We start from the raw sequence: 13,746 nt of genomic DNA on the forward strand, positions 1-13,746 counted from the left end.
GTGCTTATCAAAAATAAGGTCATGCATAACAAAGTAGTCAGGGCTTCATACCCTTAAGATCTTTTTTGGCAAAACATAGTCGGAAAGCCTGCCAACTATGTCAAGAAACGGTTGGATATGGCAATTAAAACTATGAGCCTATTCCAATCGTCTCGATAGTATTACAGTTTTAGGAATTCAATGATTTGAGCAGGATAACGCTCAAAGCCGATAAAACTGTGATCACCACCTTCTTCTACCGTTTGTTTCGCTCGCGCGAACTTTTCTACGGCCTGGCGATAGTCCAAAACCTCGTCTTCCGTTTGCTGTAACAACCAGAAAGACTCAGGCGACGCGATGCTTTGTACATCAAGTGCTTTTAGCTCGTCAATATGACAAGCTTCAAGTGTATAGGTTTCGTGCGTATACGGGTTGGTTTGCTCACCAAGGTAATCCACCAGCAATTCATAAGGCTTTACTGCTGGGTTTACGACGACGGCTCGAAAACCAAACTGCGAATTTAGCCACGTTGACATGTAACCGCCTAGCGAACTGCCGACAAGGCCAATGTTGTAGTCGTCTTGATGTTGCTCAACAATCTCAAGCAAACATTGAGCAGCCAGTTCAGGGAAACAAGGAAGTTGAGGTACGACAACCTTGATATCCGGTCGCTGCTGTTCACAGTACGCTTTCATTAGGTTCGCTTTCATGGAAAGCGGCGAGCTGTTAAAGCCATGGATATAAAGCAGCAAAGAAGGTTTGCTCATGATCGCCTCACGTTAAAAAAGTAAGCCCGAACATAAGGTTCGGGCGTGATAATGATTAGTATCCGTTTGAATTAAAGTCTGGCTGGAATTGGCCATCGGGTAGTCGGTTGACTTCTGTGGTAATGTCACCATTACTGTGCAACTCAAGTTCTCGCCAACCCGGTGATTCTGTATCAAGTGCAAAATCATCGGAGTCCGGTTTGAATTGCACACAAGTCGACGGCGTTGCCATCACGCGGATGCCATTATAAAGAACATTCATGTCTTGGTGCACATGACCACATAAAATGCCTTTTACGTTCTCAAAACGGTCCACCACTTGCCAGAAAGCATCCGCATCTTTTAATGCATGTTGATCTAACCAAGCACTTCCTACCAACAATGGGTGGTGGTGTAATAGCACCAAGGTATGTCTTTGCGGGTTTTCTTCCAGTTTTTCTTCTAACAGTGCTAACTGTTGGTCACTCAAACGTCCGTGGGGTACACCCACCACTTGTGAATCCAATAAGACTAACTGCCAATGCTCACCAAGCATCACATGCTCAGCAGCTTGAATTTGAGGAGATGGCAGTACACTGCCCATATTTGGCTTGTAGTCGTGGTTGCCTGGAAGCCAGAAACAATCTTTTTTCAGCGGCGCGATACCCTCAGCAAAACGCTGGTAAGACTCGGCACTATGGTCTTGTGAAATATCACCCGTTGCCAAAATGTATTCATACTGCACTTGGTGATTAAGAATCTCTTGTACCACGGCTGCGAAGCTGTCAGCGGTTCTTACGCTCAGCAAACTGCCCTCATCTGCCTCAAACAGGTGAGTATCCGTGATTTGTAATAGCTTTATGCTGTCACTAGATGATTGCAAAATGAAAACCTGATTCGTCCACTATATAGTTTTTAGTTATTTTCCTTTAGTGGCATGACAATCAATTGAAGGCAAGTGGCGTTCTACTAATGCCACTTCGTAAACAGAATGTCAGCCATTCACCAAGGAACGTATTAAGTTGATGCTTTTCATCTTTCTGCATCAACTGGTCGTTGGGATAATCATATTTAGCTTTGATGCGAGAAAACTCTCCGCTTGAGCATACTTCAGCAACTCTCGCATCGTGATAAAGCCTGACAGACATCGTCGGTAAAGGAAACACTGGTGTTTCATCACTCTGACATATCTCAACAACTGTGGTGTATTTTGTGATTTCATTCACGGTCAGTTGGTAAACCATGTTTGCAGCTTGATAGCAGCGAACATCACCAACTTCAGCAGAGGCAGGCAACAAGGCGTTCAACTTAGCGTAGTTGGTCTCATAAGTTCTCATTAGACCGGCTAAGTCGACATGGTATCGCTGTTTTTCAGCTACTTGTGCCATTACTTACTCTCCACTTTCGGGGAAACTTCCCATTGCGATGTCAATTCTTGGTGATTTAACTGCAACCATTGAAGCGCAATGATTGAGGCACCGTTTTCGAATTTTCCATCTTTCACCCACTGATACGCGGTTTCACGACTCATGACATGGACTCGAATATCTTCATTCTCATAGTCTAAACCATGAATGCCATGCGCTTTAGTTGCATCCACTTCGCCAATGAATACATCCAGCTTTTCAGAACAACCGCCAGAAGAAGGATAATAAGAGGTTACCGAAGCCACACGTCCGACTTGAATACCCGCTTCCTCTTCCGCTTCTCGACGAATCACCTCTTCAGCAGATTCGTCACGATCAATCATGCCAGCGACAATCTCGTACTGCCATGGGTGTGAATGTTCTAAAGCTCCCACTCTGATCTGTTCAATGATCACAACCTGATCAGTCACAGGATCATACGGGAGCATGGCGGCAGCATGACCACGTTCGAACATTTCTCGTTCGACAATCCCACTCCAACCACCGGCGAATAACCTATGCTTAAAACGGTATTTCACCATTTTAAAGAAACCTTTAAACACGGTTTCTTTCGAGATTATTTCCACATCTTGGGAAGTAAGATCGTTCTGTTGCTTGTCACACTGTTGCATTCAGCACCTCTCTGAGTGAATCTTGTAGTTTACTCATTGTTATTCGCTTGCTCAAAGGACTTGGCTCAACTTTTTGTACAATAGTTATAAATTATTTTAAGCCTTTGCCAATTACTTATTGCACAAGTGGATAATTACGTGTAAAAAAGTGCAAAGTTTCGAGTAAATATCGTCCAAATTGAGTTAAACTACTGAGAATTAACCAATCTATAGACCGCGGGAATAGAAAATGAAAAAACTGCTTCCACTATTTATCAGTGCAGCGCTAGGCAGTATGAGCACATCTGCATGGGCAGACTCTCTTGCTGAAATCTATGACTTAGCAAAACAAAACGACCCTCAATTGCTCAGTGTAGCAGCGCAGCGTGATCAAGCTTTTGAAGCAATCAACTCTAGCCGCAGTGCCCTACTACCACAAATCAACTTAACTGCGGGTTACGACATCGCTCGTGGTGAGACTGACTACGACAAAAACATCCCTGGCATCAGAGAAGACCGTGATAACGACCAAAATGTTCTTTCTGCTGGTGTTGGATTCTCGCAAGAGCTATACAACCGTGCATCTTGGATCACTCTAGATACCGCAGAGAAAACGGCTCGTCGTGCGGATGCAACATACGCCGCAACACAACAAGGTTTGATCCTTCGAGTTTCTCAAGCTTACTTTGAAGTACTACGTGCACAAGATAACTTAGTATTTGTTCGTGCAGAAAAAGCAGCGGTTGGCCGTCAGCTTGAACAAACTAAGCAACGTTTTGAAGTAGGTCTATCAGCCATCACTGACGTACACGATGCGCAAGCACAGTACGATGCAGTACTAGCCGATGAAGTATTGGCAGAAAACGATCTGATCAACAGCTACGAATCGCTACGTGAAATCACAGGCCAAGAGCACAAGAACCTAAACGTTCTGGATACAGCGCGTTTCTCTGCAAGCCGCTCTTCTGAATCAGCAGAAACATTGATTGAAGAAGCGAAGACAACCAACCTGAGTCTACTGTCTGCGCGTATCGCACAAGACATCGCTCGCGATAACATTTCGCTAGCGAGCTCTGGTCACCTACCGACGCTATCTCTAGACGGTGGTTACAACTACTCCGACACAGCAGAAAGTACAGCAGATAACACAACCGACGGCTTCAATGTTGGCGTGAACCTAGCAGTGCCGCTATACACAGGTGGTCGTACAACGTCTGAAGTGAAACAAGCAGAATACGGCTATGTGTCAGCAAGTGAAGAACTAGAGAAAGAATACCGTGGTGTTGTGAAAGAAGTGCGTGCACAGAACAACAACATCAACGCTTCTATCGGCGCACTAAAAGCGTACGAGCAATCTGTAGTGTCAGCACAATCTGCGCTTGAAGCAACAGAAGCAGGTTTCGATGTAGGTACTCGTACTATCGTTGATGTACTAGACGCAACTCGTCGTCTATACGATGCGAACAAGAACCTATCAGACGCACGTTACAACTACATTCTTGCAGGCCTACAGCTTCGTCAAGCGGTGGGTACATTGAGCGAGCAAGATATCCTAGATGTAGATGCAGGCCTTAAGCCAGCAAAATAAGCATCGGTATTTAAGTAACACGCAAAACGCCAGTTGATTTTTCAACTGGCGTTTTTTGTTGGGGTAAGTAACCAAGCCAAGTGCGCTTTAGATCCCCTCCTCTTTCGAAGGGGAGGGTTCGGTAAGGGCTGCTTCTCGATCTAATTGACTGCACTGGCTTCAATCATCGAGCATTAACCCCTCTAACTCCCCCTTGAAAAGGAGGAGGACTGGAATGCGTTTATGGTTGGGCTCACTCCTCCAAAAACAACAAAGGCCGCTCGAAAGCGACCTTTAATAATCAATTTGGCGAGAAACGAATTAGCCTTTACCGCCTTTGATGGCATTGATGATTTCACTGGTTGAGCAACCATCTTCGAAGTTCAGTACGCGGACTTCACCGCCTGCGGCAATCACTTCTTTACCACCAGCAATCTCTTCTGGTTTGTAGTCGCCGCCTTTCACTAGCAAGCTTGGCAACACTTCAGAGATCAAACGTTGCGGTGTGTCTTCACTGAAAGGCACAACCCAATCTACTGCGCCAAGGCCTGCCAATACCGCCATACGGCGATCAGTTGGGTTTACTGGACGACCAGGACCTTTAAGGCGTTTCACTGATTCATCGGTATTAACCGCAACGATTAGGCGATCGCCCAGTTCCGCAGCATGATTTAAGTAAGACACATGACCCGCGTGTAGAATGTCGAAACAACCATTAGTCATTACAACCTTCTCGCCTTTCGCACGTGCTTTCTTCACTGCTTCAATCAGTGCTTGTTCTGAAATCACACCGTAGTCTGTGTCTTGGCTACCGTGAATCGCTTCTGCTAACTCAATCTCAGAAAGCGTTGATGTACCCAGTTTGCCAACCACAACACCTGCGGCTGCGTTTGCTAGTGCACACGCTTCCTCAAACGATTTACCCGCAGCAACAGAAGCAGCTAATACAGAAATAACCGTATCACCCGCACCAGTCACGTCGTACACTTCTTTCGCTTGGGTCGGCAAATGGAATGGCTCTTGGCCACGGCGAATCAAGGTCATACCGTTTTCGCTGCGTGTTACCAATAGCGCTTCAAATTCGAACTCTTCCACCAAAGCCAGTGCTTTCTCTACTAGCTCTTGGTCAGATTTCACTTTACCCACAACGTCTTCGAACTCTTTCATGTTTGGAGTAAGAAGTGTTGCTCCGCGGTAGCGTTCAAAGTCCGCACCTTTCGGGTCAATGAAGACTGGGATGTTTGCTGCGCGCGCTTTCTGGATATAAGCCTGAACGTGCTCTAGAGAACCTTTAGCGTAGTCAGACATGATCACCGCTTTCACACTTGGTAGGGCGGTTTCCATGCGAGACAGCACTGGCTCAGCGTCTGTGTTCTCGAACTTGTCTTCGAAGTCCAGACGAATCAATTGCTGACCACGGCTCATCACGCGAAGCTTAGTGATAGTTGGGTACTCTGGCAGCGCAACGAAATCGCATTTCACTTTTAGCGAGTTCAGTGTTTCCGTCAGTACTTTCGCTGGCTCATCCATACCCGTTAGACCAACAATGTGAGCGTGACCGCCGAGTGAAGCAATGTTCATTGCTACGTTCGCAGCACCACCCGGACGCTCTTCATTGTTTTCTACTTTCACAACAGGTACTGGCGCTTCAGGAGAAATACGTCCAGTCGGGCCATACCAGTAACGATCTAGCATGACATCGCCGATGATAAGCACACCAGCGCTGTTGTAATCAGGTAGAATTGGTTTCATTATTGGTCTCCAAAAATTAAATCACGGTGAGTTTAACACAGCCTTTTTCTAGGCTGAACCTTGTGCACGACTTCTGCTTAGGCAAACCATTGATTCCATGCTTGCTTCACCCACTCTCGCTCAGCAACAAATTTCTCTTCCGCCACATCGGCATCCAAGTTAAGCAAGTTTCGACGATGAATCTCGTCACGCATTGATGTGTATGCGCGCGTCAGTTGCATCGCTTGATCTTCTTCCATGACACCTTGTGCAATCAGGGTTTCAAAAATACGTACATTATCGCACCAGCGAATCAGCTTCGGCTTACTGTGACTGTAGTTGAGCACAAGGTATTGAGCGAGAAATTCAATATCGGTAATGCCGCCGTTATCTTGCTTAAGCATAAAACGACCGGACTTTTTCCCGCCCAAGTGGTCACGCATTTTCTCACGCATATCGACCACGTCTTTCTTTAGCGTGTCTTGGTCACGCTGTTTACACAGCACGTCATGACGCGTGTTGTGGAAGGCAATCGCCAAAGGCTCATCACCATAAATCATGCGCGCACGCACTAGGGCTTGATGCTCCCACGTCCAAGCGTCTTTATGTTGGTAGTCGTCAAATGCATCGGTTGGGCTTACTAACAAGCCTGAAGCGCCAGATGGACGTAAGCGAGTATCCACTTCGTACAGAATGCCTGATGCAGTGCGGGTTGAGAAAATATGAATGATGCGCTGCGCTAAACGAAGATAGAACTGGCGACCATCGATTTCTTTCTTACCATCGGTATAGACGTTCACTGGGCAATCGTGCATGAAGACGATATCAAGGTCTGAGTTATAGCCCAGCTCCCAGCCGCCAACTTTCCCGTAACCAATGACAGCAAAGCCCTTCCCTTCACGATCTTTGACATGCGTCGGTTCGCCATATTTTTCCGACACTTGTAACCACGCTTGGTTCACTACCGCTTCGACAATCGCTTCTGCCAAGTAGGTTAAGTGATCACTTACTTTCATTACAGGCAAAACGCCAGCAATATCGGCAGCCGCAATGCGGAGGATGCAGATTTGCTTAAACTGACGCAGCGCTTCCATCTGCTGTTCCATATCATCCTCTGGAATGCGAGCAAGGAAGTCACGTAGCTCTGTTCGGTAGCTATCAAGTGGAATTGGGTTGTACAGATGCTGAGGATCGATCAACTCATCGAGCAGAATCGGGTAACGCGATAGCTGCTCAGAAATCATCGGGCTAGCGGTACACAGGCGAACCAATTGCACTAACGCCGCCGGATGCTCATCCAACAACTCAAGGTACGTTGTTCGAGTACAGATGTTGTGCAGCAAGTGCAAAACTCGCGGCAAACCAAATTGCGCATCTGGGTGGGCAAATACTGCATCAAACACTTTTGGCATCAATTTGGTCAGCACTTCTCGCCCACGTGGTCCAAGCGTCTTCTTCGCCAAGTCCGCTTTGAACTGCATAATGGTTTTCGCCAGCTGTTCTGGGTTCTCGGCTTTGATGTCCTCTTGTAGAACGTGTTCGAGCACGTCTTGCTTGGTCGCCATGTCCCACAATTCGTGGAAATGACGAGCGACGGCTTCCGCTTCGTCCTCTTCATCATCACCAATCAAGCTTTCAAACACCTTGTGCACGTTTGCCATATGCTGCTGGGTTTGAGCAATCAGTGCATCCCAACTATCAAAGCGCATTGCAGTAGCAAGCTTTAGCTGCTCGTCTTCGCAATCTGGCAAGGTTTGCGTTTGCTTGTCCGCCATTGCTTGTAGCAGGTTTTCTAACTGGCGCAGGTACTTATAAGCCGCTTCCAGGTTATCGACCTCTGGTTGCGTAAGCTGACCTAGCTCACCAATGGCATTCAAGGTTTCGAGCAAACCACGACCACGTAAAGAAGGTTCACGACCACCACGGATTAACTGGAACACTTGAGCGATAAACTCAATTTCACGAATGCCGCCCGCGCCCAATTTGATGTTATTGCTCAAACCACGACGGCGCACTTCGCTGCTGATCATGGATTTCATGCGGCGCAGAGATTGGATCGCACTGAAGTCGATATAACGGCGGAAAACAAACGGACGCAGCATCTGGCGCAACTCTTGATATTGCGGATACATCTCGCTGCCCATCACGCGCGCTTTGATCATAGCGTAGCGTTCCCAATCCCTTCCCTGTTCTTGGTAATAGTCTTCGAGTGCCGCATAGCTCATCACCAACGGGCCACTTTCACCGAACGGGCGCAAACGCATGTCCACGCGGTAACAGAAGCCATCAAAGGTTTGTTGGTCGAGTGCTTTAATGATGCGTTGGCCTAAGCGAGTAAAGAACTGCGCATTAGCAATACTGCGGCGCGCGCCTTGGGTCTCACCGTTTTCTGGATAAGTGAAAATCAGGTCGATATCAGAAGAGAAGTTCAGCTCACCGCCACCAAGCTTGCCCATGCCGATGATCAGCATAGGTTGCGCTTCACCTTCCGCATTGGTTGGCGTGCCCCACTCGTTGCAGCAAATCTTGTGCTGCCATTGGTATGTTTCGAAGATCATCGCCTCAGCCAATTGAGACAAATGACTGAGCGACTCTTCTAGTGTCCAAGTGTGGGTAAAGTCTTTCCACGCAATGTAGACCATTTCGCGGTTACGGAACTGACGCAGCACACGGTGGCCTGCCATTTCATCTTGGCATTCAGCTAAGAGATCGGCGAGGCGTGTACGATAAGCTTGTTGTCGACTGCTTTCTGCCAGCATGCTTGGCAAGTTTTGTGCGAGTGTCTCATCACGATGAATCGCTTCGGTAATGAACTTGCTAAGGCCAGAGACAAAACGAAATTGCTCAGCAATCTCGGTTGGCCATTGTTGAAAGTATCCCGCTTGCTCGGCGTTTTGAACCGCAGAATCCGCGACAGAAATCAGTGACGAAGGCAGCTGCATTTTTCTTCCTTGTGTGAAAAGCACTGTGGTTTGAGAGGTATACATTCTTTTATACCAGAGTTGGCACAAATAAAAACGCCCACAAAAGGTTTGTGGGCGTTTTATCAAAGCTTGCTGAAACTAGACTTCAAAAGATTTAATCTTCTTGTCTAGCTCTTCGGCATTGTTTTGCATCATCTCAGAAGTTTCCAATAGCTCGGTGACAACCACTACCGATGCCTCTACCAACTCACGGACGTTTGTTAGGTTCTGGCTCATTTCTTCTGCGACGCTACTTTGCTGACCTGACGCCGTTGCGATCTGGAAATTCATGTCGTTGATTTGCGTCACTTGACCAACAATACCGTCAAGCTCGCAGCCCGCATTCGAAACCAGTTCTACACCTTCTGCCGCTTCAACCACACTCTTCTCCATCAACTCAACCGCTGAGGTTGCGCTTGATTGAAGCTGGGTGATCATCTCTTGAATTTCCACTGTCGCTTGCTGAGTGCGTTGTGCAAGGTTGCGAACTTCATCTGCAACCACCGCAAAGCCACGACCTGCTTCACCCGCCCGCGCTGCTTCAATTGCGGCATTTAGAGCGAGCAAGTTAGTTTGCTCAGAAATGCCTTGGATGGTGCCAACTACGCTGCCGATGGCATCAACACGTTCTTCTACTTGGTTAACAGCACTTGCCGAAGAAGCGATATCCGATGACAGTTCGCTCATCTTAGACACGGTTTTCTGTAGGAATTGCTGACCTGTCACCGCTTGTGTTGAAGCTTGCTCAGTTAAGCTCGAGGCAGTTTGAGCATGGTCTGCAACCGTTTGAACCGTCGAGGACATCTCGCTCATAGCTGTTGCAAGTTGGTCGATCTCATTGAACTCTTCTTGCGCTGACTCTTTGGTTTCCGACATGCTGAGTGTCATTACTTCTGTCAGTGTCGCCAGTTCATCAGAGGCGTTGATCTGCATTTGAATCACATCGTGCAACTGACGACGTGTTTTCTCTAGCTCGCGTGCTACGTCACCGTATTCGTCTTTACAATCCATACCGAAAGGCACAGATAGGTTTTTACTCGCCATTAGCTTGATCGCATCATTCAAGTACTGCGTTTGACGCAGCATTACGCGTGCCGCCGCCAGCAACAGCACGACAAAAACAACGATCAATAATGCCGTTTGCCATGCAACTTGAGTGAGATAAGCTTCATAATGTTGTTGGGCGACTTGTTCATTCTGTGTCGCCGCAAGTAATGAGTTGTAGAACGTATTAGCGTCCCAAAGTTGTTTTGCCACAATCAGGATGGTACTGAATACCATCAACATGACCATTTTCGGAACGAGCTTGATGTCGGATATCACCCTTTCCCACGGCTTAAATGCCAGCTTTTCCATTGTCAGTTCTCCACCGAGTCTTATATAGTCTTTGTATTACTTATAGTTATGCGCGCACTTGGCTCTGATTGCGCGATTTATTTCGAGCTTCGTATGAAAAACTATGATATCAAAGACAGCACTAAACCGATGGGGTTGCTATCACTAATCTTGTCCTTCATGGCGCTATTTGTGATCTCTGGCCTGTTGTTTTTCCCGCTTGATCACGAAACCCGACAAGTACTTATCGGTCTGGATTTTATAATCTGTAGTATTTTTCTACTTCAGCTCATCGTAGATTTGATCCGAGCCGCAGATCGTTGGTCATTTCTCAAACATCACTGGATCGATTTTGTGGCGAGCATCCCAATGATCGAGCCATTGCGCTACGCACGCTTATTTCACATCTTGCGCGTCATCTTGGTCTTACGCTCTTCTAAATTCATTCTTTTCCAGCTCAAGCAAAACCGTCGTGAAACCACATTAGCCTCAATCTTGTTGTTGATGGTAGTGCTCATTACGCTTGGTTCGAGCGCGATGCTATTTATCGAAGGGCAAAACCCCGAGGCAAACATTCAGACGGGTACAGATGCTTTGTGGTGGGCTTTTGTCACCATATCAACCGTGGGTTATGGCGATCATTATCCAGTCACGACGGCTGGCAAATTGTTAGCGGTGCTTATCATCATTTGTGGCGTGGGTATCTTCGGTATGATTTCAGGTTTGATTACGTCGATTCTCACAGCACCAACTCGCCAGCAAGACAATCGTTCAAAGAACAAAGAGAAACTGTTGGAACAAGTGCTAGATAGGCAGGAACAGATCTTAAATCGATTACAATCGATCGAAGATGAACTGCATGAGCAAAAACAACAGACAAAAAAATAGGACCTTGCGGTCCTATTTTCGTTTTTATTCTTGCCAGTAGGGTTCGACTTCAACACTGATGGCTCGAGTCTGATCCATCGCATGCAGAATGGAACGCTCTTGGCGATGTAACCAACGCTCAAGTTGCTCTTGCTCTTCCCCTTCTAACATGCCGACTAATGGCAACAGATGGTTAAGCATCAGTAGGTCATCAATGCCGTGCACTAGATCCGCCCACGGCAGACGGAAGCTGGTACGCTCCTCGGCATCGTACAAACTCGCAAACCCAATACCTGTGTAAAGGTTACGCAGCAAGCGGTAACGTTGATCCACATATTCTTGTGCTGATAAGTCGCGCTCAGCAGGGAAGGCTTCCATCAGCTCAGCCCAAGTGCGATCCAATTGCTTCACAGAGAAGGCTTGGATGTTGCTCGACATCCTTTCGCGCGCCTTGTCATCAAGGAATGGCTGCCAGCCGCGCGTTAAGATCCAACGGCTCAAATCCAGCAGTAAACTGGTGTAACGTGCCGAACTCAGTAGTTCTAGCACTGCTTCGCGACTTGGGAGCTCACCTAATTGTTGAGTCAGCTCAGACACTAAGAACTTACGTGCATCAAGCTTACGCAGCACGTTGCCTTTGTCATCCAGCAGCTCTTCCAAGTGCGCGTGTTCATCCAGCCACTCTAGCTCTTCTTCGAGCCACTTCATTTCTTGGCGCAGAATAGCACTTGCTCGGCGCGGCACCATACTGCCAAAAATTGTGAAAGTTTGGCGGATAAAGCGAATCGCATTGACGATTTCACGCAGTGATTCAACACAATCACGCTCAGCGTAGATTTGCTCGTGGTAGTGCCAATGGGATAACGCATGCTCTAGTGAGTTAATTAGGCAGTATTCAACGGTGTCGTTTTTGCTGCTGTCGACCAATGCTAGTGGTTTGACTTCATCACCAACGTAGCCACTTGCCAAACGGTAGCCTTTAGCCGCTTTGCTTAAGTTACCCAAACGCATACCGCCTGCGTCACACAAGCTGCGAGCAAGCGTGAACAGCGCTTCTGTTTGACCAGATTTAAGTTCTAGCTCAACTTCACAGATAGGATCTTGTTTCTCTTCGCCATCTTCACCTTGGGCAATCACTGCGCCTTGGTCGAAAGCGACTTCAATTTGGCTGCCATCAGGCATACCAATCAGCCACTGTTCGCGAGTGAAGTTAGTAGAGAATAGAGGCGTCAGCTCCGCTTGCAGTGTTTCGACATCTTTACCTGTTGGCCAAATGTCAGAAGGGTGAAGCGTGAGGTCTGGCTCATTACTGGTGTGCTCAGCGTTGTATTCTGGTCTTTGATGAAGGCCCGCAACAACGCGTCCTGCTGTTTTTACGGTTTGGACAAAAACATCATCAAAACGGCGAATTCTTAAACCAATGTCGTGCTTTCTTAACCATTTATCAGCGGTATCAAAGTAGGTGTTACCTAAGTCACGACTACTGTGCTGAAGTACTTTTGTTTCGGAAATTTTAGCTCTTAAAGTTTCTGAAAATTCAGGAGAAACAAAAAACTTCAGTTCTATCTCGGTTTCCATAGCTATACCTTTCAAAGCAGATAGAAACAGGATATTGCCTAATTTCTCACACGGCAAGAAAGAAATATCGCCCGAATGATGATCTAAAACAGTTTTAATGAGCGATTTAATGCGTTAACATGCGCGCCTTTATAGCCATCGTTCAACATTTCGCCAAGAAATGGTGTATGTTTTTTTAAGGTTATAGTTATTAGGTTGAATGACCATGCCAGTAAATACAATTATGGGGTTATTTGCAAAGTCCCCAATTAAGCCTTTGCAGCGCCACGTTGTGTGTGTCAACGAATGTTGTTCACACCTGGTTAAGTTCTTTGAAGTTTCTTCAAAGGGTGACTGGGAAAAAGCAGCTGAAATCCGTGCTCAAATTTCTCACTTAGAGAAAGAAGCGGACGTGCTGAAACGTGAAATCCGTCTAAAACTGCCTCGCGGTTTGTTTATGCCAGTCGATCGTACTGACATGCTTGAGCTTCTGACTCAACAAGACAAGCTTGCTAACCTGGCAAAAGACATTGCTGGCCGTGTATATGGTCGTCAACTTGTCATTCCTGAGGCTCTCCAACCAAACTTCCTCGCATACGTTCAACGTTGTCTTGATGCGGCTGATCAGGCGCAAAAAGTTATCAACGAACTTGATGAACTCCTAGAGACCGGCTTCAAAGGCCGTGAAGTAACGCTCGTTGCTGAAATGATTCATCAGTTGGACGTAATTGAAGATGACACCGATGCAATGCAGATTGAACTTCGCCAACAACTGATGGCGATTGAAGCTGACATGAATCCTATCGATGTCATGTTCTTGTACAAGATTCTTGAATGGGTAGGTGGTATTGCCGACCAAGCGCAGCGCGTAGGTGCTCGTTTGGAAGTCATGCTATCTCGATCTTAAAACATAAGTTAACGACATAACGAAGAGCATTACTAACGCGTGTCAGATGGACGATGACTATTTTCACCGTCTTATGG

General features: G+C 46.9%; 11 protein-coding genes. 3 read left to right on the plus strand and 8 right to left on the minus strand.

The features are described 5' to 3' along the window. Positions 1–161 precede the first annotated feature (161 nt). The 4 genes from yqiA to nudF all read right to left on the minus strand — a co-directional run bounded on the left by yqiA (position 162) and on the right by nudF (position 2,763). Complete coding sequence (yqiA, locus tag GXP65_RS06470; protein ID WP_050918877.1) at positions 162–746, minus strand: esterase YqiA; 585 nt, start codon at positions 744–746, stop codon at positions 162–164. 55 nt (positions 747–801) lie between these two features. Beyond that, positions 802–1,608, minus strand: coding sequence for a 3',5'-cyclic-AMP phosphodiesterase (gene cpdA / locus GXP65_RS06475; RefSeq protein WP_045370024.1), 807 nt, complete (start codon positions 1,606–1,608; stop codon positions 802–804). Between the two features lie 61 nt (positions 1,609–1,669). Then, the gene (locus tag GXP65_RS06480; protein ID WP_005395930.1) at positions 1,670–2,113 is read right to left on the minus strand and encodes a DUF1249 family protein; all 444 of its coding nucleotides are present in this window, start codon (positions 2,111–2,113) and stop codon (positions 1,670–1,672) included. Next, positions 2,113–2,763 (minus strand): ADP-ribose diphosphatase, encoded by a 651-nt coding sequence (gene nudF / locus GXP65_RS06485; protein ID WP_038890840.1) that lies wholly within the window; start codon positions 2,761–2,763, stop codon positions 2,113–2,115. The genes GXP65_RS06480 and nudF overlap by 1 nt, the downstream gene beginning before the upstream one ends. Before the next feature lie 229 nt (positions 2,764–2,992). Between nudF and tolC the strand changes: the two genes are divergently transcribed. Beyond that, complete coding sequence (tolC, locus tag GXP65_RS06490; RefSeq protein ID WP_038890841.1) at positions 2,993–4,330, plus strand: outer membrane channel protein TolC; 1,338 nt, start codon at positions 2,993–2,995, stop codon at positions 4,328–4,330. A 300-nt stretch (positions 4,331–4,630) separates the two neighbouring features. Here the strand turns inward: tolC and hldE are convergent, their stop codons facing one another. The 3 genes from hldE to GXP65_RS06505 form a co-directional block, all read right to left on the minus strand. Further along, complete coding sequence (gene hldE, locus GXP65_RS06495; protein WP_005528761.1) at positions 4,631–6,061, minus strand: bifunctional D-glycero-beta-D-manno-heptose-7-phosphate kinase/D-glycero-beta-D-manno-heptose 1-phosphate adenylyltransferase HldE; 1,431 nt, start codon at positions 6,059–6,061, stop codon at positions 4,631–4,633. Positions 6,062–6,138: 77 nt separating this feature from the next. Continuing rightward, positions 6,139–8,982 carry a bifunctional [glutamate--ammonia ligase]-adenylyl-L-tyrosine phosphorylase/[glutamate--ammonia-ligase] adenylyltransferase gene (gene glnE, locus GXP65_RS06500; protein ID WP_162092326.1) on the minus strand — a complete coding sequence of 948 codons (2,844 nt, stop codon included), beginning with the start codon at positions 8,980–8,982 and terminating at the stop codon, positions 6,139–6,141. A gap of 120 nt (positions 8,983–9,102) precedes the next feature. Continuing rightward, on the minus strand, positions 9,103–10,359 hold the full coding sequence (locus GXP65_RS06505) for a methyl-accepting chemotaxis protein (RefSeq protein ID WP_162092327.1): 1,257 nt from the start codon (positions 10,357–10,359) through the stop codon (positions 9,103–9,105). A gap of 48 nt (positions 10,360–10,407) precedes the next feature. Here GXP65_RS06505 and GXP65_RS06510 point away from each other — a divergent pair, with 48 nt between their 5' ends. Continuing rightward, positions 10,408–11,226 (plus strand): ion transporter, encoded by an 819-nt coding sequence (locus tag GXP65_RS06510; RefSeq protein ID WP_162092328.1) that lies wholly within the window; start codon positions 10,408–10,410, stop codon positions 11,224–11,226. 24 nt (positions 11,227–11,250) lie between these two features. On the opposite strand, the gene GXP65_RS06515 is transcribed toward GXP65_RS06510, so the two are convergent. Further along, positions 11,251–12,783, minus strand: a complete 1,533-nt coding sequence (locus GXP65_RS06515; protein WP_162092329.1) for an inorganic triphosphatase — start codon at positions 12,781–12,783, stop codon at positions 11,251–11,253. Positions 12,784–12,988: 205 nt separating this feature from the next. Between GXP65_RS06515 and GXP65_RS06520 the strand changes: the two genes are divergently transcribed. After that, entirely contained in the window at positions 12,989–13,669 is a 681-nt protein-coding gene (locus GXP65_RS06520; RefSeq protein ID WP_005431974.1) for a TIGR00153 family protein, read from the plus strand. Positions 13,670–13,746: the final 77 nt, after the last annotated feature.

It is taken from the genome of Vibrio sp. LB10LO1 (assembly GCF_010092875.1).
GTDB lineage: Bacteria > Pseudomonadota > Gammaproteobacteria > Enterobacterales > Vibrionaceae > Vibrio > Vibrio campbellii.